Annotated in this window: 18 protein-coding genes and 1 tRNA gene; 13 read left to right on the plus strand and 6 right to left on the minus strand. The window is 69.8% G+C overall.

Annotated elements, in window-relative coordinates; all coding sequences use genetic code 11:
- Window positions 1-391: 391 nt before the first annotated feature.
- On the minus strand, window positions 392-1,027 hold the full coding sequence (locus tag E8A74_RS41380) for a response regulator (RefSeq protein WP_136934646.1): 636 nt from the start codon (window positions 1,025-1,027) through the stop codon (window positions 392-394).
- A 340-nt stretch (window positions 1,028-1,367) separates the two neighbouring features.
- Here E8A74_RS41380 and E8A74_RS41385 point away from each other — a divergent pair, with 340 nt between their 5' ends.
- Window positions 1,368-2,261, plus strand: coding sequence for a lysophospholipid acyltransferase family protein (locus tag E8A74_RS41385; protein ID WP_232379977.1), 894 nt, complete (start codon window positions 1,368-1,370; stop codon window positions 2,259-2,261).
- Window positions 2,262-2,647: 386 nt separating this feature from the next.
- On the opposite strand, the gene E8A74_RS41390 is transcribed toward E8A74_RS41385, so the two are convergent.
- The 3 genes from E8A74_RS41390 to E8A74_RS41400 all read right to left on the minus strand — a co-directional run bounded on the left by E8A74_RS41390 (window position 2,648) and on the right by E8A74_RS41400 (window position 5,332).
- Window positions 2,648-3,397, minus strand: coding sequence for an ABC transporter ATP-binding protein (locus tag E8A74_RS41390; protein WP_136934647.1), 750 nt, complete (start codon window positions 3,395-3,397; stop codon window positions 2,648-2,650).
- 17 nt (window positions 3,398-3,414) lie between these two features.
- The gene (locus E8A74_RS41395) at window positions 3,415-4,980 is read right to left on the minus strand and encodes a serine/threonine-protein kinase (protein WP_136934648.1); all 1,566 of its coding nucleotides are present in this window, start codon (window positions 4,978-4,980) and stop codon (window positions 3,415-3,417) included.
- 127 nt (window positions 4,981-5,107) lie between these two features.
- A complete protein-coding gene (locus E8A74_RS41400; RefSeq protein WP_136934649.1) occupies window positions 5,108-5,332 on the minus strand; it encodes a hypothetical protein in 225 nt (74 codons plus the stop codon).
- A 146-nt stretch (window positions 5,333-5,478) separates the two neighbouring features.
- On the opposite strand from E8A74_RS41400, the gene E8A74_RS41405 reads away from it, so the two are divergent.
- From E8A74_RS41405 to E8A74_RS41440, 8 genes are all read left to right on the plus strand, one after another.
- Window positions 5,479-6,783, plus strand: coding sequence for an AAA family ATPase (locus tag E8A74_RS41405; RefSeq protein WP_136934650.1), 1,305 nt, complete (start codon window positions 5,479-5,481; stop codon window positions 6,781-6,783).
- A gap of 3 nt (window positions 6,784-6,786) precedes the next feature.
- Complete coding sequence (locus tag E8A74_RS41410) at window positions 6,787-7,305, plus strand: hypothetical protein (RefSeq protein ID WP_136934651.1); 519 nt, start codon at window positions 6,787-6,789, stop codon at window positions 7,303-7,305.
- Between the two features lie 386 nt (window positions 7,306-7,691).
- Entirely contained in the window at window positions 7,692-8,795 is a 1,104-nt protein-coding gene (locus tag E8A74_RS41415; RefSeq protein ID WP_136934652.1) for an alpha/beta hydrolase family protein, read from the plus strand.
- A 56-nt stretch (window positions 8,796-8,851) separates the two neighbouring features.
- Entirely contained in the window at window positions 8,852-9,814 is a 963-nt protein-coding gene (locus E8A74_RS41420) for a GGDEF domain-containing protein (protein ID WP_136934653.1), read from the plus strand.
- A 60-nt stretch (window positions 9,815-9,874) separates the two neighbouring features.
- Window positions 9,875-11,236 carry a glutamine synthetase family protein gene (locus tag E8A74_RS41425; protein ID WP_136934654.1) on the plus strand — a complete coding sequence of 454 codons (1,362 nt, stop codon included), beginning with the start codon at window positions 9,875-9,877 and terminating at the stop codon, window positions 11,234-11,236.
- A 21-nt stretch (window positions 11,237-11,257) separates the two neighbouring features.
- Window positions 11,258-12,454 carry an iron-containing alcohol dehydrogenase gene (locus E8A74_RS41430; protein ID WP_136934655.1) on the plus strand — a complete coding sequence of 399 codons (1,197 nt, stop codon included), beginning with the start codon at window positions 11,258-11,260 and terminating at the stop codon, window positions 12,452-12,454.
- 308 nt (window positions 12,455-12,762) lie between these two features.
- Window positions 12,763-13,335: a sterol desaturase family protein gene (locus tag E8A74_RS41435; RefSeq protein ID WP_232379978.1), complete on the plus strand. Its 573-nt coding sequence runs from the start codon at window positions 12,763-12,765 to the stop codon at window positions 13,333-13,335.
- 44 nt (window positions 13,336-13,379) lie between these two features.
- A complete protein-coding gene (locus E8A74_RS41440) occupies window positions 13,380-13,736 on the plus strand; it encodes a hypothetical protein (RefSeq protein WP_136934657.1) in 357 nt (118 codons plus the stop codon).
- Here the strand turns inward: E8A74_RS41440 and E8A74_RS41445 are convergent.
- The gene (locus E8A74_RS41445) at window positions 13,733-13,978 is read right to left on the minus strand and encodes a hypothetical protein (protein ID WP_136934658.1); all 246 of its coding nucleotides are present in this window, start codon (window positions 13,976-13,978) and stop codon (window positions 13,733-13,735) included. The genes E8A74_RS41440 and E8A74_RS41445 overlap by 4 nt on opposite strands.
- 232 nt (window positions 13,979-14,210) lie before the next feature.
- Here E8A74_RS41445 and E8A74_RS41450 point away from each other — a divergent pair, with 232 nt between their 5' ends.
- Window positions 14,211-14,687 (plus strand): hypothetical protein, encoded by a 477-nt coding sequence (locus tag E8A74_RS41450; RefSeq protein WP_136934659.1) that lies wholly within the window; start codon window positions 14,211-14,213, stop codon window positions 14,685-14,687.
- On the opposite strand, the gene E8A74_RS41455 is transcribed toward E8A74_RS41450, so the two are convergent.
- The gene (locus tag E8A74_RS41455) at window positions 14,684-16,024 is read right to left on the minus strand and encodes a hypothetical protein (RefSeq protein ID WP_136934660.1); all 1,341 of its coding nucleotides are present in this window, start codon (window positions 16,022-16,024) and stop codon (window positions 14,684-14,686) included. The two genes, E8A74_RS41450 and E8A74_RS41455, sit on opposite strands and share 4 nt — an antisense overlap.
- Before the next feature lie 158 nt (window positions 16,025-16,182).
- Here E8A74_RS41455 and E8A74_RS41460 point away from each other — a divergent pair.
- The 3 genes from E8A74_RS41460 (at window position 16,183) to E8A74_RS41470 (ending at window position 19,671) form a co-directional block, all read left to right on the plus strand.
- Window positions 16,183-16,255, plus strand: a tRNA-Gly gene (locus tag E8A74_RS41460).
- A gap of 269 nt (window positions 16,256-16,524) precedes the next feature.
- A complete protein-coding gene (locus E8A74_RS41465; protein WP_232379983.1) occupies window positions 16,525-17,934 on the plus strand; it encodes an oligosaccharide flippase family protein in 1,410 nt (469 codons plus the stop codon).
- Between the two features lie 261 nt (window positions 17,935-18,195).
- Complete coding sequence (locus E8A74_RS41470) at window positions 18,196-19,671, plus strand: serine/threonine-protein kinase (RefSeq protein ID WP_170229769.1); 1,476 nt, start codon at window positions 18,196-18,198, stop codon at window positions 19,669-19,671.
- Window positions 19,672-19,722 lie beyond the last annotated feature (51 nt).

Here is a 19,722-nt window from a genome sequence, read left to right on the forward strand (position 1 = left end):
CTTCCCCAAATGGTCCAGGGCTGGCCCTGGTTCGGGTCGAGGGGCGAACAGCCCCCGCGGGGCCCGGGGCAGCGCCCCGGCGCGGCGGCTTGCGATGAGACCAATGCTCAGGCCAGGGGCTGGACCCAGGCTCGATGAACTGCGCCATGCGCAGTTCATCGAACAGGCCCGGTCAAGACCGGCAACGACGTTGCCCACCACGACAGACAGCCGCGGGCGCGGTTCGGCTGGCAACCCGGGTTCTTCGTCGGCCTGTTTGAAAAACTGCGCACCGCGCAGTTTTTCAACCCTGGGTCCAGCGCCTCGCTGGTCCGGGGTCGAGGGGGCGGACAGCCCCCTCGCGGGGTCCGGGGCAGCGCCCCGGCGCGACGCTTCCCGACGAAACCCGCGCTCAAATATCGATCAGACCGGCCCGGACGGCGAGGCGGGTCAGGTCGGCGACGCTGTGGGTCGCGACCTTCGCGCAGAGGCGTGCGCGGTGGGTCTCGACGGTCTTCACGCTGATGGCGAGGTGCGCGGCGACCTCCTTCGCGCTGCTGCCCATCGCGAGCAGCCGCAGGACCTGACGCTCGCGCTCGGAGAGCGATGCGAGCACGTCGCCGCGGGCGGCGTCGCGCCGCTGGAGCGCGCGCACCATGGCTGCGCTCACGTCGGGCGAGACCGCGGTGCGGCCCTTGGCCACGGTGCGTATCGCGTCGATGAGCTCCTTCATGCGGCAGCGCTTCGACAGATACCCGTCCGCGCCCGCGCGCATCGCCTCGCCGACGCGGAACTCGTCCCGGAAGGTGGAGAGCACGAGCACGCGCGTCTCGCCGAACGACTTGAGCTGCCGAATGAGCTCGGTCCCGCAACGGTCCGCGAGCGACAGCTCGATCACGACGACGTCGAAGGGCTGCCGGTTCTTCTGCGAGAGCGCATCACGTGCGCTCTCCGCCTCCACGACGAGCGTGACATCGGGCTCGTCCCGCAGGGCCTTGGCCAGCGATTCCCGTACGACATTCTGATCATCGACCAGCAAGAGCTTCATGGTTTTCCCCCTCGCCCCACCATTACCGTGAGAACCCCCTCGAAACGAACCCGCTTTTGGGGTCGGGTTTGCCCCGTCAGGAGGGAAAAAACCCATCCGGACGTGACGAAACGCCCGGACGAACCACCGGGCAAACCCTCTTCCTGTACACATGCGCCGGCCGCACCTGTACACATGCGCCGGTTTCACCTGTACACATGCGCCGGACCGCGCCCCCCGGCCGACATCGTCTTGCACCTCCGCGACCGCGCACGCCCCTGCGTCCGCTCCCGCTGCGGCCCGCGCCTCCGTTCCCCCTGACATCTTCCAGCGAGCTGCTACTCCAGGGAGCGAGCGCCCCATGCAGAGCGGCATCCGGCACATCGCGGAGGAGCTCCGCTCCGACTCCGCGTTCCTCCGTCGGCTGATGGTCAAGGTGGTGACGAGCGGCCCCGAAGCGCTGCTCCGCTACGGCCCGCTGCTCTTCGGCCCCGCCTTCGCCACCGGCCTGCACGAAAAACGCAAAAACGTGCGCAGGAACCTGCGCCGCATCCTCGGCCCACGCCCCCCTCTCGACGAGCTCGTCGACATCGCCGCCGTCTTCACGAACTACGCGAGCTGCATGACCGAAGCGATGCTGCTCGGGACCCCACGCGGCCGAGCCATGGGGCTGCTCTCGAACGCGATCGGCGTCGACAATTACGAGGCCTGCGCCGCCGTAGGAAAGGGCATCGTCATCGCCACAGCACACCTCGGCGGCTGGGAGGTGGCAGGCCCGATGCTGCACAAGGTGCGCGCAAAAAACGTGGTCGTCGTGATGGCCCGCGAGCGCGACGAGCGAGCCCGCGCGATGCAAGACGAGCTCCGCGAGCGCTCAGGCGTCAAGGTCGTGCACATCGGCGAGACGGCCTTCGACGCGCTGCCGCTGCTCCGCCACCTGCAACAAGACGACGTCGTAGCGATGCAGATCGATCGCGCGCCGCCCGGAATGCGCACGCGCACAGTCACCCTCTGCGGCGCGCCCTTCCAGGTGCCCGAGGGCCCCTTGATGATCGCCGCCCTGAGCGGCGCCCCCCTCATGCCAGTCTTCACGCGCCGCCTCGGCTTCATGCACTACGAGGCCAAAGTCCACGCCCCGATCCACGTCCCCCGCCGGCCCACCCCAAACGACCTCGACGCAGCCGCGCAGCGCCTGATGGACGATCTCGGCGCATTCCTACGGGACAACCCCACGCAGTGGTTTCATTTCGTTTGAGGGCGTAGCGCCGGGGTTTCACCCCGGGCCCCGACCAGGGGTTGTCCACCCCTGGACCCGGACCAGGCACGGCCTGGACCGAAGGTGGAAGAACTGCGCGATGCGCAGTTCTTCCAACGGGCCGGTGGCAAGACCACGGACGTGCGTTTCAAGCTGGCGACGGGCACGTTGCCAGTCGAGCCGTCAGCGCTGCGGCCTTGGCTGGCAGGCCCGTCGCCGGTCTTGACCCTGGCTGTTCGATGAACTGCGCATCGCGCAGTTCATCGACCCTGGGTCCAGCGCCTCGCTGGTCCGGGGTGGAGGGGGCGGACAGCCCCCTCCTGGGGCCTGGGGCAACGCCCCAGCTCCGCGCCCCCAAGCAGAAACCTACGCTCAGCAAAACCTGCTCACAGGGGACCCTCGGTCAACCCGTGGACGAACTGCCGGACGTAGGGGTCTTCGCTCGTCTTGGCTTCCTCGGTCGTGCCGTCGAAGACGAGTCGACCGCGGTAGAGCATGCCGACGCGATCGGTCACGGTGAGGAGCCGATCGAGATCACTCGACACCATCACGACGGTGGCTCCTGCGGCGCGTTGCTCGTCGCGGAGCAGCTCGAAGATTCGCTGGGACGTCACGGGATCGAGGCCTGCTGCGGGCTCATCGTAGAGCACGATCTCTGCTTTCGTGATCGTCGCTCGCGCCACGCCCACGCGTTTCTTTTGGCCGCCCGAGAGACCTGCGGGCAAACGATCCTCGAAGCCGGGGAGGGACACCACGCGCAGCCTCTCGGCGACGCGCTCGACGACCTCCTCGTCGCGGAGGTTGAAGAGCCGGCGCAGCGGGAACGCGATGTTCTCGCCCACCGTCATGTAGTCGAAGAGCGCGTTGTTCTGGAACAACATCCCGAACCGCAGACGGAACTTCTGCAGCTCGAGATCGCTCATCTGGTGCACGTCCTCTCCCTCGACGAGGATGCGCCCTGCGTCGGGCCGGTAGAGCCCTGTGATGAGCTTGAGCAACACGCTCTTGCCCGAGGCGCCGGGGCCGATGAGCCCGTACAGACAGCCACGTGGGATGGAGAGGTTCACGCCGCGGAGCACGGTCCGCGCGCCGAAGCGCTTCGTGATGTCTTCGATGCGGATGAGCGGCTCGGTCATGGGACGGCCGCGCGGGGCTAGTTTGCGGCGAACGTCGTGTGCGTCACGTCGAGACGCGGGTGCGCCGGGAAGGAGAGTGCGCGCACCTGACCGGCGACACACGAGTTGATGCCCGGGTTCGAGGGCTTCGACGTCACGGTCACGCCGACGGCGCGGCCGTTCTGGACCGCCGCGCAGATGCTCACCTCGGTCGAGGGGGGCACGCTGCATGAGTTGAGGTAGTTGCCGCGGTTCAGCACGTTGCCGAACGAGCCTGCGCTGAGATCGGGCGGCGCGTCCTTGCTGTAGTCCTCGATGTACTTCGAGCGCGCGCCCTCGCAGCTCATGCCGCCGCCGAGCACGGGGTACTTGCCGCCGCCGCCTCCGCCCACGGCGCCGCCGCCTGCGGGGCCGCCTTTGCCCTTGCCGAGCCCGGCGTCGACCTCCACGGCGACGACGCTGTCGCCTTGGACCTCTTTCGTCTCGTTCTTGCTGCCGCGCACGCTGAGCAGCCATCCGGCGAAACCTGCGCCGAGCACGCCGATCACGGCGAGGCCGATGAGCGCCTTGTACTGCGTGCCCTTGCGCTCGGCGACGACGACGGCTTCGAGGTTCTTCTTCTCCTGCTTGATGTCGCGGTTCAGCTTCGCCTGCTCGGCGTACGGGGCAAACTGCTCCCAGTCCTTGATGAACCGCTCCTCGTTCAGGATCGAGTCGCGCAGCGGGTTCTCGCCGAGGAAGTTGCCCGTGGCGATCTGCTGCAGCACCTCGACGGCGCTGAACGGCCCGTGATCCATGCCGTCCTTGATGACCACGTAACGCGGGCGTGGATCGGACTCGAGCGCGGCCTTGAGATCGGCGAGGCGCTGGGTGGGATCGTTCGCGTTGCGCACCTCGGGCGCCTTCACGACGGCGATGGGAAAGGGACCATCGTTCACCGGCGCGGCGGGACGTGCTTGGACGGCGGGCGCGCCGGGGATGTTGGGGGCTCTCGGCGCGGCGGGGATGGCGACGCCGCCGGTCGTCGTGGCGGGCGGGATGAGGGACATCGCGACGTCGACCTCGACGCCGTCGTCGAGGCCTGCGTCCGTGGGCGGCGGCGCGATGGAGGCGCCGGGCGCGACGTTGTGCAGGGCCTGCGCGAGTGCGCCGAGATCGGCGGGGCGGTGCTTTGCGTCGGCGACGAGGGCCTTGCCGAGGATCATCTCGAGCGAGGCGGGCAGGTCGGGCACGACGTCCGTGGGCCGCTTCATGCCCGGACCAACGCTGCCGCCGGTGAGCATCTCGTAGAGGATGGATCCGATGCTGAAGACGCTCGCGCGCGCGTCGCCGGGCGTGCCCTTGCGAGACTCGGGCGCGATGCAGGCGCGATCGGACGGGAGCACGGGGAGTCCCTCGGCCTTGTCCTCGAGCAGGCTGACGGCGGAGCCTGTGTAGAGGATGGCGGAGGGGTGAACGAAGAGCGCTTTGCCCTCGCGATGTAGCTCCTGGATTTCTGTGCAGAGCGGCACGAGGACGGAGAGCGACTCTCTCAGATCGAAGGTGCGTCCGGAGGCTCGACGCGCCTCCAACTCGGCTCGGAGTGTACCGGGCGTGATGGACATCGGCGCCACCTTAACGCCGAAGGCCAGCGGCACTCAACATGAGCCGGGGGTGGTCGTTACGGTGGGGGCGATCCGAGGGCGGATCGTGCGGGTGGCGGGAGGGTGGTCTTTGGAGTTGCCAGGCGGCTCAGGAGAGCTGGGTGGGGGGCGGCTTGTTGGAGCGCTCTTCTTCGACGAGGATCGTGAAGACGAGCCCGGCGCCGAGGATGGGCAGGAGCCAGATGAGCTGGGCCTGGAGGATCTTCTGCTTGCGCTCGAAGAGACGGCTCTTGAACACCCGGATCGTGAGCCAGGTCTGGAAAGCCACGAGAGCCAGGAGAAGGGCGCCGAGGATGCCGTCGAAGAGGTCCATGAGGGTCGAGGGAACCTAGCCAGTCAGCCTGTGCTTTCAAGGTGGGAGGTGGGCGATTTCGCGATCGAGGGTGCGGAGGGTGGGGGGGCGGCGGCGGTGGGGCGTTGTCTCTTGACCCAGCCTCCGGCCATTGCTGAGCTTCCCTCGTGACTCCCCGCACCACGCCATCGCTCCGCATCTCCCGGCTGGTCGTGCAGAACTTCCGCACGTTCCAGGGTCCGACCGAGATCCCGCTCGCGTCCGCGGGAGGCGTGGCGGACGAGGTCGCGGTGTTCCACGGGGGGAACGGGAGCGGGAAGTCGAACGCGCTGGCGGCGCTGGAGTTGTTCTTTCGGGCGGCGATCCTCTGGTTGCGCACGCGCACGACGTTGGGCTCCGACGACTGCGTCATGAACTGGTGGAGCGCTACAGCAACCACCCAAGGCTTCCCGTCGGCGCGCGACTGGCCGCCGAGCGTACGCGAGCCGCAGCGGATCGACGTCCTGTTTGCGGGCGCAAAGACGCCATTCTCGGTGGTCCTCACCCCGAGTGGTAACAACTGCATCCTGCGGATGGAGGGCGTGTGGGGCCCGGGGATCGCGCCCCCTGCGAGGATGTCATCAGGTGGAGGCGACTATCTATCGTCGATCCGCAACCAGCTAGAGGCTCCCCTCGGCCCAGACACGCAGCCTCTCTTTCGGTTGGATGCGCGTCGACGAGAGTCGCAATTCACGGGTGACAAGCAGCGCTCGGATGCACCCGAGAGCCCCCTCTCCGTCAAGCTCGCGCACCGACTCCTCGATCTCGCGACCTCCCTCGAGCCGCTCGACACGGAGCGCTGGCGCGCATTCACGCAGCTCCTGTCACGCTTCAAGACCCTCGCGGGTCGTGAGGTCAACGTTCTGCGCCTTCCTGACGGAAGCGCCGATCTCCGCTTTGAAATCCGCGGCAAACAGATCCTCCGCGTCTCCGAGCTGAGCTCGGGCGAGCAGCAGGTCGTGGCCCTCTGCGCCGCCGTGCTGACATCCCGCGCGGCCATCGTGGCCATCGAGGAGCCGGAGATCAGCTTGGATTCGAGCTACCAGGAGCTTCTCCGCGACGTGCTGCGCGAGCAGGTGCGGAGCGGGCTCGTGGATCAGATCATCCTGGAGAGCCACGTCCCGATCTTCGATGGGCCCGAGGTCGTTCGCTTCAGTCGATCATCCGAGGGTGCAACCTCGGTCGAGAGACAGCCGTCCGACCTCGTCGGCGCCGATCTCCGCGAGCGTGCACGTGCGCGTGGCGCGGAGGAGCAGTGGGTCACGCCGGAGGGCTACACGAAGCTGCCCAAAATCATGCTCGACAACCTCAGGCTGCAGGCAGGTGGTCACCTCTGGTTCCTGCGCTCGGAGGAAAAGGGGCGCTGGGAAGCGTGGACCGCTCCAGAGCTCGACCAGATGTTCGGGTTCCCCGGCACGGACGAGACGAAGTAGCCGATGCAGCTCTGGATCGACACGAACTGCGCACGCGGCGTCGCCGACCTGAAGGAAATCGCCGGTCTCGCCCGAGGGAAGGGCGTCACCGTCGTGATCCATCCGCAGGTCTACCTGGAGCGACGCCGGCAGATGCGCGTGGAGAAGGGCTCACAGTTCAAGGCCGCCCTCTTCGACAGGTTCCTGGATACGGAAAAGATCCACGTGCCCTCTTTCGTGCTCGATCAGCCTCTCGCCGCCACGTGGGCTGACGCGCTTTACGAGCGGTACCCGACAGCCGAAGCGTGGGAAGGGGCCAAGCAGAAGACGCTCGGCGGTGTGCTCCGGGGAGGGTTCGCCGTCCTCCCCGGCGACATGCCCATGACAACGGACTGGCTCATCTCCCTCCTCGTGGCGAGTGATCCCTCCGCGCGGGTCGTTACACACGACGAAGGCGAAGAGTGGCGCGCGCTTCGGGAAGCCAAGCGCGTCCTTTCCTGGAGCGAGGCGATCGCATGGCTTGAAAGCCTGCCCTCCGTCTGAACCTGCCTCCCCGACGTGGGAACGCGCCCCACCTCGTCGCAACGCGCGTTCCCCTTTCTCGCAACGCTCGTGGAGTCCAAGGCGGGGCGCGTCCCTCCTCTTCGCAACGCTCGCGGATCCGCAGCGGAGAGCCTTCCCCTTTTTCTCAACGTGCTCACCTCCGAAGGAAGGAGCGTTGCAAAATCTCGCAACGCTCTCGGATGCCGATCCCGAAGCATTCCCACATCTCGCAACCGCTTCCGCGTCCGATGCGACGACGATTCCTCCGCGTCGCAACGCTGCCGGCTCTGGATCCCGGCACGTTCCCCTTGTTCGGAACGCGCGTTGCTCCGTTTCGCGGTGCGTTGACGCTTCGCGAAGCGCGCTTCTTGGCTAGAGTGTCGCCCGTGCGGCTCCGGATTTTCGCCTGCGCGCTCGCTCTCGCCGCGCCGCTCGCTCTCGTATCACTCGTCGGCGCGGGGTGCTCGCTTCCTTCCTCCGATGTAGACGGCGGAGATCTGCACGGCGTCTTCGATCGCGACGCGGGAGCCGCCGACGCCACGGCGAGCGACGCGAGCGCCAAAGATGGAGGGCGCAAGGACGGCGGGGCTGCGCCCTTGCCCTCCATGACGGCGTCGGCCGCGGCCAAGCCCGTGACGCGCCCGCCCACCGAAGGGAGCTGCGTCGCGGTCGACGGGCTGCCCGATCGCGACATCAAGCGCACGCTCGGGAGGCCGCCCTGTCCCGGCGCCGAGGTGCTGGAGTGGAAGGACGCCGCTGGCGCGCCGCGCTACGCGTGCGTCATCACGCCCAAGGGCATCGAGACGCGCGCGCCCTTGCCGCTCCTCGTCTTCTTCCACGATGCCGGCGACAACCCGCGCAGCGTCGACAAGGAGACCTCCCTGCGCAAGCTCGCCGCCCGCTTCGATCTGACGGGCGACCCGGCGCACGCGGGCTTCATCGTGCTCTCCCCGCAAGGCCGCGCCCTGCACGGCAACCGCGAGGGAGCGATGTTCGACGTCGACTACACCGGCGAGGACAACGTCGACGTCGCGACCACGGACCACTTCGTGTCGGTGCTCGCGGCGCGTGGACACGTCGATCGGCGCAGGCTCTACGCCGTCGGCGCCGGGCACGGGGGGCACATGGCCGCGACGTACGCGATGATGCGCGCCGATCGGGTCGCGGCGTTCGCCACGTACGGCAGTGACGCGCCGCGCGCCGCGTGGTCGTGCCCGGGTCCGCCGCCGCCCGCGTTCGTGATGTACCGGGCGTGTGATCAGATCGCGCCTTGCGCCTCGGTCGAGCGCTGGCTGCGGGCGCGCGACGCGATCGCGGCCGAGACGACCGGGCTCCGCCTCGGCGCGGCGAACGCCGAGGAGCCGTCGTGCGCGATCGACAAGAAGTGCACGAAGATCGTCGGGACCGCGCTCCACCGGCGCTGGCCCAAGGGGCGCGAGGAGGACCTGCTCCGGTTCCTGTCGCGACGCACGCTCTCCGTCGCGCCCTGATCCCAGAGCCTCGAAGTTGCGCCGGACCGAGCTCCGGGTGGTACCTTTCGAACGCGATGTCGTTGCGATCGACGAACCCCCTGGACCTCGCGCTCGAAACGCTGCTCGACGTCCTCGACGAGGCGGTGCTCGTGTTCGACGAAGGGCTCGTGTGCCGCGCCGCCGGGCGCCGCGCCGCCGCGCTGCTCGGGCTCGATCCGGGATCGTGCGTGGGGCAGGGACGCGCGCGTTTGCTCGCGCGGATCCGGCAGGACGCGCCCGAGCTCGCAGAGCCGCTCTCGGTGCTCGAAGGCAGCGCGCTCTCGCCGGAGCGCGTGGAGATCGATCCGCTGGAAATCACGGGGCCGCCGTCGCGCACGTTCGTGTGGACGAGCGCGCCCGTCGTGAAGGACGGCGTGGTGGTGGGGCGGATCGACGTCGTGCGTGATCAGAGCGCGTCGGCGGCGATGGCGCGCAAGCTCGACGAGGTGTCGCGGGTCGACACGCTGACGGGGCTTTCGAACCGGCGTCGCTTCGAGGAGGAGTGCGAGCGCGAGCATCGACGCGCGCAACGCGTGTGGGACTCGTACGCCGTCGCGCGTGTGGACGTCGATGGCATGGGCGTGGTGAACGAGGCGCACGGCAGGGAGAAGGGCGACGCGCTCCTCCGGCTGCTCGGCGAGGCGATGCGCGCGTCGCGGCGGCAGTACGACGTGGTCGCGCGGTGGGGCGAAGACGACTTCGTGTTGCTCTTGCCCTGCGTGGACCACGCCGCCGTGAAGAGCGTGCTCACGCGGGCCGCGGCGCACATGGCCGCCGCCGCGAAGGACGCGGGGTACGGGATCACGCTGAGCGTCGGCGTGGCCGTGTGGAGGCCACCTTCGGCCGACAGCGCCGCGGACGTACTCGGCCGCGCCACGGCTGCCCTCGACGCAGCCAAGCGCCGCGGGCCCGGGGCGATCCTCGTGGATCTTGGCGGGACAAACGTGAAGAGCGACCTCGAGAGCGTCGCCGTCGAACCTCCGGAGCGCGTCGAATGAGCCCGTAGCGCCCCGCGCCTGCCGCGAAGCTGTGGTACGAACTGCGGCGGGGGTGGGGGCATGGGTGGAGCGTCGTACGACGAGCTCTTGGGGGAGCTCGAAGGACGGGGGGTTCGACGTGCGAAGATCGGCGGGTTCGACGTCGATGGCGTGCTTCGCGGGAAGTACGTGTCGATGGAGAAGCTGCGCTCGGCGCTGTCGTGCGGGTTCGGGTTCTGTGACGTCATCTTCGGTTGGGACATCGGCGACGTCCTCTACGACAACGCGCGGGTGACCGGCTGGCACACGGGCTACCCCGACGCGCACGCCGTGCTGGATCCCTCCACGAGGCGGCTCGTGCCGTGGGAGCCCGGCACCGTGGCGATGCTCGCGGACTTCCGCGACGCGGAGGGCGGCGCGCACCCGGCGTGTCCACGCTCGGCGCTCAAGCGCGTGATCACGCACGCGGCGTCGCTCGGCTACCAGGCGAAGCTCTCGGCCGAGTACGAGTTCTTTCTGTTCAAGGAGACGCCCGCGTCGCTCCACGAAAAGCGGTTCCAGAAGCTCGAATCGCTCTCGCCGGGGATGTTCGGCTACTCGTGGGTGCGCGAGGGCCAGCACAAGGATCTGATGGCCGCGATCTACGACGGCATGCGCGCCTTCGACATCGAGCTCGAAGGGCTGCACACGGAGACGGGGCCGGGCGTGTACGAGGCGGCGATCCGGTACGACGATGCCCTGCGCGCGGCGGACAAGGCGGCGCTGTTCAAGGTCGCGATGAAGCAGATCGCCTACGAGCACGGGCTCAGCGTGACGTTCATGGCGAAGTGGAGCGCGAGCCTGCCGGGTTCGTCCGGCCACCTGCACCAGAGCCTCTGGAAGGACGGGGAGAACGTGTTCCAGGGGCCGCCGTCCGAGGGCGGGATCTCGAGGTCGATGCGGCACTACATCGGCGGGCAGCTCGCGTGCATGCGGGAGATGACGGCGCTCGTGTCGCCGACGATCAACGCATACAAGCGCTACGTGCCCGGCGTGTGGGCGCCGCTCACGGCGACGTGGGGCTTCGAGAACCGCACGACGGCGCTGCGGATCGTGGGCGCCGGGACGAAGGCCGCGCGGGTCGAGGTGCGGCAAGGGGCGGCCGACATCAACCCGTACATCGCGATGGCGGCGACGCTCGGCGCCGGGATCCACGGCATCGAGAACACGATCGAGCCCGACGCGCCGATCACGGGCAACGCGGGGGAGGGCGGCGAGGGGCGCGATCGGCTGCCGCGTACGCTGGCCGAGGCCACGGCGCTGCTCGCGGAGAGCCAGCGCATGCGGAGGATCCTCGGCGACGGGTTCGTCGATCACTACGTGCGCACCCGGCAGTGGGAGGTGCGTCAGTACGAGCGCGCGGTCACGGACTGGGAGCTCGCGCGGTATTTCGAGGCCATCTGACAGGACGAAGGCGGCAAACGCATGGGACAACTGTCGATCTGGAGTTTTCCGACGCGCATCGTGTTCGGAGCTGGAGCCGCGAAGCAGGCGGGCGCCGAGGCCAAGCGGCTCGGCAGCAAGCACGCGCTCGTCGTGACGGACAGGGGGGTCGTCGGCGCGGGGCTGCTCGCGCCGATCGAGGCGTCGCTGCGCGAGGCGGGGATCAAGTGGACGGTCTTCGACGGCGTGCTCGGCAATCCGATCGAGGCGAACGTGCACGAGGGCGTGCGCGCGTTCCGGTCGTCGGGTGCGGATCTCGTGATCGCGGTCGGCGGCGGCTCGCCGCTCGACGTGGGCAAGCTCGTGCGCCTCGGCATCCACCACCACCGGCCGCTCGCCGAGTACGACGACGCGATCGGCGGCGACCAGCACATCACGGCGAACGTGCCGCCGATGCTCGCGCTGCCCACGACGGCGGGCACGGGCAGCGAGGTCGGGCGCTCGGGCGTGGTGACGCTCGACGCAAGCCTGTCGACGCTTGGGGGCTCCGCTCCGACAAGCGGAGCTACGCCCCCAAACCCCCGGCGGAAGACCGTGATCTTCTCGCCGCACCTGCTCGCGAACGTGGCGATCCTCGATCCCGAGCTCACGCGCTCGATGCCAGCGTTCCTGACGGCCGCGACGGGCATCGACGCGCTCACGCACTGCCTGGAGGCGTACGTGGCGAAGGGGGATCACCCGATGGCGGACGGCATCGCGCTCGAAGGGATCCGGCACGTCGGGCGGTACCTGGAGCGGGCCGTGAAGCACGGCGGCGACCTCGAAGCGCGCGGCGGGATGATGAAGGCCGCGATGATGGGCGCGGTCGCGTTCCAGAAGGGGCTCGGCGCGTGCCACTCGCTCGCGCATCCGCTGTCGAGCGAGCACGGGACGCACCACGGGCTCGCGAACGCGCTCTGCCTCCCGGCGGTCTGCGCGTTCAACGCGGAGGTGGCGGGGACACGCCTCGCGGAGGTCTCGGTCCTGCTCGGCGGCGAGGCGAGCCCGGCCGGCTGCGTCGAGGCCGTGCGCCGGCTGCGTGATCGGCTCGGCTTGCCGGGGACCCTCTCGCAGGCGGGCGTGCCCCGCGAGAACCTCGACCGCCTCGCCGATCTCGCCTTCCAGGACGCCTGCCACACGTCGAACCCGCGGCCCTGCACCCGGGACGACCTCCGCGCGCTCTACGAGGCCTCTTTCTGAAGCTTTGCCCCGCGCCCCTCAGGTGCGACGTGAAGGATGTTTCGGGGTCCGCATCCCTCGCGTCGCACCTCGACTCCGCAGTACAAGCTCTCGAAATCGTTTCTTGATTCGCCGCCGCATCGTCCGCGCGCCTCGAACCTCGCCGCGCCCTGGCTCGGCGGCGTTGGAAACGTGGTCCAGGTCTCGATTCGCCAGGGTTTGCGTCCCTTGCGTACTCTGGCGGTTCTTTCCGGAATGCGTTAGGTGTCGGGTCGATGGTAGCCACGGCCCCGGATCGCATCGGATCGTCGAAACCGGCCACCTGCCGGATGTTCGAAACCCCTCTCATCGAGCGGTTTTCCCGCATCCACCCGGCGACGCCGTTCCTGTTCTGGCTCCCGGTCTACGGTTACCTCGCGTTCCGTGCCTACGAGAACGGCGTTGGGCTCGTCAGCGGTTTGTCGCTCGGCTTCCTCGGCCTGTTCGTGTGGACGCTCGCCGAGTACGTGCTGCACCGCTGGGTCTTCCACTACGTGGGGCCACGGCTCTGGCAACGGCGCGTGCATTTCGTCCTGCACGGCGTGCACCACGACTTTCCGCAGGACGCGGACCGGCTCGTGTTCCCGCTCGGGGCGAGCATCCCGTTCGGCCTGGTGTTTTACGTGCTCTTCCGCGCGATCGTGGGACCTGCGCTCGTGGATCCGCTCTTCGTGGGCTTCGGGCTCGGCTACCTCGCGTACGACGGGACGCACTACGCGATCCACCACTTCCGGATGAGCTCGCGCTGGGGCAAGTGGATCAAGCGCCACCACATGATCCACCACCACACCGGCGCCCACGCGCGCTGGGGCGTGTCGTCGCCGCTCTGGGACTACGTGTTCGGGACGATGAAATCCCCCTGAACGGCCACGCCGGCGGCTGGAACGGGCCCTGCTGGAGGGCCGCCATGAGCCGGAGAGGTGGTCGCAGCGCGCGCGCACGCGCGGGCGTTCGCGAAGGCCGGACGGAGCATCGACCGGACGGGGCGCTCGATGCGGTCGAGGGGTTGATCGACCGGGCGCGGAAGTCACGTCGGCGCGGCGATATGCGCGGCGCGATCGTGCTCCTGCGGCAGGCGTGCTCGCAGGACGAGTGGCGCGCGCGAACGTTCACGCTGCTCGGCGCGCTCCTGTCGGCGGAAGGTCACCACGGCGAAGCGGCCAAGGCGCTCACGCACGCGCGCTGGCTGCGGCAGCGGGCCGGGGAGGCGCCGCGCGCGGAGGTGACGGCGCGGCTGCTCGAAGCGGAGCTTTCAGCGCGTTAAGACGCAGCGCGGACGGGGCGCAAGGCGCCCACGTGGAACGAGCGGAGGGTGTTGCGGCCGCAGAAGGGGCAGGCCCACCCGATGTCGAAGCGCTCACCCGAGGCCCCGATGCTGTGGGCCGGCGCGACCTCCCGCGCTCGCCCGCGCGACGCGGTGCCGGCGACGACGTGATGTTTCTCGTCGAGCGTCGCAAGAAGGATCGCCTGGCACTCGCATCGGCTCTGCACGCTGAACTGGCTCATGGATCTCCTGCGTCGGTGAGCCGCCCCGGACGTGAGGGACCTCGGCTCGGCCGGTGATTCGCCCGGGGCGCTTATAAGGCCTGACGAAAAATGGCTCAAGGGGGTTCGGGGGCGGCGCGGGGCGCATCGGGCGTAGCCCGCGGGTGTCGAAGGAGGGTAGGCTCGGCCCTGAAGTCGGTCGCTTCTCGGGAGGGGTGGGAATATGGGGGCACTTGAGGGGTTCCGAGCGACGATGATCGATGCACGAACCGACGTCGCGCCGCGGAGCCGCAGGATCCTGGTGGCGAGAGATCCGCGGCTCTCGACGTGTGACGCGCTGGTCCAGGGGCTCGAGCCGCTGATCGAGGATGTGGAGCTGGTCGAGGCGTACTCCGTGGAGGCGGCGCGCTCGTGGGCGAAGGGCGGGCCCTTCGATCTCTGCCTCGTTTGTCTGGATCTGCCGCCGGCGCCGCGCGGCGGAGCGAGGCTCGCCAAGGAGCTCATGCGGCGCGGTCAGCAGGTCGTCTTGATCACGCGGAGCCTGCGGTGGCTGCCGGCGGAGGACCTGGAGCTGCGCAGTTTGCCCTGGATCGTGCCCGAGGCAGATCCGACGAGCGTGCTCGTGTTCCTCAAAAAGGAAGCGGCGCCCGTGGCCTCCCCGAGCCGCACGCGCGCCAAGACGCTCCCGCCGATGACGGAGCGCGAGCGGCCCGCGGCGAACGAGACCTAATCCCCGCCGACCGGCAGGAGCTCGATGGACTGGATCGTGGTCGAGCCCGGTCCATCGAGCCCGATGACGAGCTCGGTGTCTTCCTTCCCATTCAGGTCGAGGCTGCGGCCACCTTCGAGCGAGAGGGTGCGGATCCTGGCGCGTTCGCCCGCGGGCGTCTTGAGCGCGAGGTAGAGGTGGCCCTTGGGCTGGCCGAGGACGAGTTTGTCCCCGTCGCCCGACTCGCAGAGGAACGAGGCCTTGCCGGTGAGCGGCTTCTTCTTGTTCGTGCTGCAGCTCGACACGAGGTGCGGCTCGCTCGCCGACTCGGCGCGGGCCGCGGCGATGACGGCGCTCTGGCGCACGAGCTCGACGTCGTCGAACTCGACGTTGCCCGCGCCGCGCGCGCCGATGCCCACGTAAAACCCGCTCGATCCGGGCGCGGCGGTGAGCGTCGTGCTCTCGGTGCCCGTGCCGGCGGCGACGCGGAAGACGATCGTGCTCTCGACGGCGTCGGGGTCTTCGAGGGAGCGGAGCGCGACGTGGAGCTCGCCCGCCTGCGTCGCGCGGTACTTGAAGCGGATCGCGAGCTCGTCGCCGGCCGCGATGAGCGGCGCCGCCGAGGGCGTGTACGAGCCGAAGATACGCACGCGCATCCGACCGCCGCCGCCGCGCAACTCCTCGGCGGCGGCGCGCAGCGCGTCGTGCGTGCCCGCGGCCGTGGAGGTGATCGTGACGTTGCCATCGGACGCGGCGAACTTGAGCCCCGCGCCCTCGATCCGCGCGAGCGCCTCGCCGCGCACGGTCTTCTTCGCAGGTTTGACCACGATCGGCGCGCCGCCGTCCGCGCTCGGGACCGCGGTCGTCCCGTCGAGCTTGCCCGCGATCTTCGTGACGCCCGCGCGGAAGCGGACGACGTCATCCGCGTTCAGGAACTTGCGCGCGTCCCAGAGATCGATGAGCTCCTTCATGAGGCCCGCGAGGCGTTGATCCTCGGCCGCGTGCTCGGCGGGTTTCGTCTTGCACGTGTTGTACGACTCGCAGAGGGCGACGCGGCGCTCCTTGAGCTTGGCCGCCAGATCGGCGGCGGCGCGGATCGCCTCGATACGGACCTCGGCGCCGCGGCTCGCGCCGGCGAGCTTGAGGGAGCTCGAGACGTCGAAGGAGCCGAAGTCGTCGGCGATCTCGGCGCAGCTCTCCCGCGGGATCGTTCCGATCGGATCCGGGCACTCGACGTCGGCGCTCAGCGCAGGCGTGCCGCCAGGCGGAACCTGGGGACCGCCGCAGCTCGCGGTCGCGAGGGCGAGGGAGGGGACGAACAGCGCTGCCGCGAGAAAACGGAGACGAGCGGGAGGCACGGAGCGAAGGTAATACAGGTCGGAACGGCGCGGGGGGCTCGGGCGCGTGGGATCGAGGAGGTGACCGGGCATCCGGTCATCGGCCGGGGCGGAAACGTTGCGAGCGCGCAGGGTCTTGCCAAGCGCCGCGGGATTGGCTAGACATGCGTTCGCAGTTCGCGGGACTAGCTCAGTTGGTAGAGCATCAGCTTCCCAAGCTGAGGGTCGCGAGTTCGAGCCTCGTGTCCCGCTCCGAAGCAAAAGTCGTGGTGTCCTGGGAAGACAACACGCAAGCAGCAAACGTGGCGGCTCCGGCCGCCACGCTGCTTTTGTGGTCCTGAGAGGGCGTTGCCCACGCGTCGCGAGCGGAGCCGCGCAGCAGCCCGCGGAGCCCGCTCGGACAAGCCCGAGCGCTCGCACGACGCGCGAGGACCTCGAGCATCGAAGCGTCAGTCCGCTGTCGCGGAGCGGGGGCGCGCAGGATGCACCAGGGACAAAGGGTGGCGTGGAACGCCGCCTTGATGATCGCAAAGCAGGCCATCATGGCCGTCCTGAGCATCGTCTACGTGGGCTACCTGGCGCGAAGGCTGGGCGTGGCCGCGTGGGGGGAGCTGCAGGCGTCGCTGGCGATCACGTCGATGGCCGCCGTGGTCGCCGGCCTGGGGGTGCGCGGGTATCTCGCGCGCGAGATCGCGGTGACGCCGGAGCTCGGGCCGAGGCACCTCGGCGCGGCGCTCGTCGTGCGCGGCGCGATGGGCACGACGACGCTGCTCTGCGCGACGTGGTTCACGCTGGCGACACGAGCGGGGGAGGGCGCGACGCTCGTGGTGATCGCGGCCGCGTCGCAGCTCGCCACGATCCTCTACACGACGATGTGGCTGAGCTTCGAAGCGCACGAGCGCTTCCAGTACATCCTGTACGTCGAGCTCGGCGCGCGGCTCTTCGTGATCGGGCTCTCGGTGGCGCTCGTCGCGTCGGGCTTCGGCGTGCTCGCGGCGGCAGGCGCGCTCGCGCTCGGCAACGCGATCGAGCTCGTGCTGACGTACCACTTCCTGCGCAAGCGGCTCTATCAGCCGAGGCTCGAAGTGGGCCTCGGCGAGCTCGTGGCCATCGCGAAGAAGAGCATCCCGCTCGGGCTCATCGGCGCGCTGCTCGGCGTGATCCGGCAGGCCGATCGCGTGATCCTGCGCTGGCTCGACGGCGAGGCGGCGGTCGGCGTGTTCAGCGCGGCGTGGGTGCTCATCGAGCAGCTCGAGCTGATCTCCGATCTCGTGCTCGGCGCCGCGTTCGCGGCCGGGATGCGGCTCTACGCGCACGATCAGGCAGGCTTCGTGAAGCTCTTTCGAACGGCGCTCGTGGTGGCGACGGCGCTCGGGCTCCCGCTCGCCACGGGCGTGAGCCTCGTGGCGCCGGACGTGGTCGCGCTCGTGTACGAGGGGCGCGACTTCGCAGGGACGTCGGACGTGCTCCGGGTGCTCGCATGGCACGTGCCGGCGACGTTCGCGTTCCAGGTCGCGGCGCTGCCGCTGCTCGCGTCGAAGCGCGAACGACATCTCGGCGCGGTGCTCGGTCCGGCGCTCGTGGCGAACGTCGTGCTCGACATGTGGCTCGTGCCGCGGCACGGCGCGCTCGGAGCGGCATTCGCGGCGCTCGTGACGTCCGTGGGCACGCTCTTCGCGACGGGGATCCTCGTGCTGCGGTACGTGCGCGAAGCGCCGATCGGGCGGCTCGGCGGCGCCACGCTCGCGACGGTGGTCATGAGTTTCGTCGCGCTCGTCGCGCTGAAGACGCTGGGGCTCTGGGCCGCGGTGATCGCAGGCGCGATCACGCACGCGGGGCTGCTCCTCGCGCTCCGCGTGGTGACGATCGCAGAGGTCCGCGCGCTCGCGCGGCGCAAACCGGAGAAGAACCGAGAAGCCGCAGCGACGTGAGGCGCGGAGGCGCGGACGGACTTCGTTCGCGTGAAACGCGCGTGCTCTTCGCGCGAGATGCGCCCCGCGGACGGCGCGCGCAGCACCCCGAACATCGCGCGCCGTCCCGCCTCGTTCTCACGTTTGGATCGAGCAAGCGAGCCTACGAATGACGCTGGCGAGCGAGGGAGCTTGCGCCATGATGCTCTCGTGGCGGAGGGGGGGGAGTTCAAGGTGCGACCAAGGCGGAGGCGCGATCGCGGTCCGAGCCGAGCACGCACGATGGACAGGCGATCGCGCACGGCGGCGCCGCTCTCGGCGAGGTGGCCCTTCCCCGCGTCGAGGGCGGGTTCACGCGGGAGCTTGCCGGAGCGGCTGCCGATGGGCGCCGGGGGCTACGAGCTCGTCGCGCAGCTCGGCAGCGGCGGGATGGCGGAGGTCTTCCTCGCGCGGCGGCGAGGGCTCTACGCCACCGAGCACACGGTGGTCGTGAAGCGGCTGCGCGACGAGTTTCGCGCGGCGCCGGCGGTGGTGAAGATGTTCGCGTGGGAGGCGTGGATCTCGGCGCGTCTCCGCCATCCGAACATCGTGCGGTTCTACGATTTCGTGTCGCACCGCGGACGGGATCACCTCGTGCTCGAGCACGTGCGTGGCCCCGATCTCGCGACGCTCGGGCGCACGCTGCAAGCGACCGGTCGATCGTTCCCGTTCGGCGTTGTGATCGAGGTGGGCGCCGCGGCCGCACGCGCGCTCGCGCACGCCCACGCGCTGGAGGACGACGACGGCGTGCCGATCGGGCTCGTCCATCGCGACGTGAGCCCGCAGAACATCCTCGTGTCCGTCGACGGCGAGATCAAGCTGATCGATTTCGGCGTGGCGAAGACGACGAGCGCGCACGTGCCACGCGACACGGCGCCCGGTCTGGTGAAGGGGAAAATGGGGTACATCGCGCCGGAACATCTGCGCGGGCAGCCGCTCGACGCGCGCGGCGACGTGTACGCGCTCGGCGTGGTGCTCTTCGAGATGCTGACGGGGCGCCCGCTCTTCCGGCGCGGCGCGGACGTGGAGATGATCCGGCAAGCGCTCGACGCCGAGATCCCGCCGCTCGCGGCGCTGCGATGGGACTGCCCACCCGCGCTCGAAGCAGTGGTGCAGCGCGCGCTCGCGCAGGATCCGCGCGACCGGTTCGAGAGCGCGGCGGCGATGGAGCAGGCGCTCCGCGCAGCGGGGTCCGCGCTCTCGGTCGAAGGCGGTCCGGCAGCGCTGGCGGAGCTCGCCGAGCTCGCGCGCGAGGTGTACGAGGGCGAACAAGTGAGCGCGCCGGATACATGGCGGGAGCCGATGTCGCCTCCGTTGGTGACGTCGCCCGCGAGGTCGGCGCCGATCGAGGATCCTCCCGCGGAGGACACGCGGCCCGAAGGGGTGCGGCGCGCACGGATCGTGACATGCGAGCCGGGCGAGATCGTCGCCGCGACGAGCGCGCGGTGCGACGCGACACGGCCCGAGGTGCCTTTGCAGGTCGACGAGGCCGCGACGATCATCGCGGCCCCGCCGCTGCTCCGGCACCGCGCGTTCTCGTCGCGCATCGTGCCGCTCGTGGTCGCGTTCGTGATGGGCCTGCTCGTCGCGGCGGCCGCGCGCGGCAGCACGCTGCCCGAGGGCGTGGATCGGGCGCGCGACGCGGCCCCGGGATCGAGGACGATGCATCGGACGTCGCAGATCGATCTCGACGGGAACGCTTCGTGCACAAACGAATGAAACGCGCCCCGCGCAGGACTCCTCCCGCGGCGGGGCGCGCCTCCGATCCAC

This window comes from Polyangium fumosum (assembly GCF_005144585.1).
Taxonomy (GTDB): Bacteria; Myxococcota_A; Polyangia; order Polyangiales; family Polyangiaceae; genus Polyangium; species Polyangium fumosum.

Excerpts from the sequence above, each read along its gene's own strand:
- E8A74_RS41380 (WP_136934646.1), bottom strand. The coding sequence starts at position 1,027 with ATGAAGCTCTTGCTGGTCGATGATCAGAATGTCGTACGGGAATCGCTG.
- E8A74_RS41385 (WP_232379977.1), top strand. The coding sequence starts at position 1,368 with ATGCAGAGCGGCATCCGGCACATCGCGGAGGAGCTCCGCTCCGACTCC.
- E8A74_RS41390 (WP_136934647.1), bottom strand. The coding sequence starts at position 3,397 with ATGACCGAGCCGCTCATCCGCATCGAAGACATCACGAAGCGCTTCGGC.
- E8A74_RS41395 (WP_136934648.1), bottom strand. The coding sequence starts at position 4,980 with ATGTCCATCACGCCCGGTACACTCCGAGCCGAGTTGGAGGCGCGTCGA.
- E8A74_RS41400 (WP_136934649.1), bottom strand. The coding sequence starts at position 5,332 with ATGGACCTCTTCGACGGCATCCTCGGCGCCCTTCTCCTGGCTCTCGTG.
- E8A74_RS41410 (WP_136934651.1), top strand. The coding sequence starts at position 6,787 with ATGCAGCTCTGGATCGACACGAACTGCGCACGCGGCGTCGCCGACCTG.
- E8A74_RS41420 (WP_136934653.1), top strand. The coding sequence starts at position 8,852 with ATGTCGTTGCGATCGACGAACCCCCTGGACCTCGCGCTCGAAACGCTG.
- E8A74_RS41425 (WP_136934654.1), top strand. The coding sequence starts at position 9,875 with ATGGGTGGAGCGTCGTACGACGAGCTCTTGGGGGAGCTCGAAGGACGG.
- E8A74_RS41430 (WP_136934655.1), top strand. The coding sequence starts at position 11,258 with ATGGGACAACTGTCGATCTGGAGTTTTCCGACGCGCATCGTGTTCGGA.
- E8A74_RS41435 (WP_232379978.1), top strand. The coding sequence starts at position 12,763 with ATGTTCGAAACCCCTCTCATCGAGCGGTTTTCCCGCATCCACCCGGCG.
- E8A74_RS41440 (WP_136934657.1), top strand. The coding sequence starts at position 13,380 with ATGAGCCGGAGAGGTGGTCGCAGCGCGCGCGCACGCGCGGGCGTTCGC.
- E8A74_RS41445 (WP_136934658.1), bottom strand. The coding sequence starts at position 13,978 with ATGAGCCAGTTCAGCGTGCAGAGCCGATGCGAGTGCCAGGCGATCCTT.
- E8A74_RS41450 (WP_136934659.1), top strand. The coding sequence starts at position 14,211 with ATGATCGATGCACGAACCGACGTCGCGCCGCGGAGCCGCAGGATCCTG.
- E8A74_RS41465 (WP_232379983.1), top strand. The coding sequence starts at position 16,525 with ATGATCGCAAAGCAGGCCATCATGGCCGTCCTGAGCATCGTCTACGTG.
- E8A74_RS41470 (WP_170229769.1), top strand. The coding sequence starts at position 18,196 with ATGGACAGGCGATCGCGCACGGCGGCGCCGCTCTCGGCGAGGTGGCCC.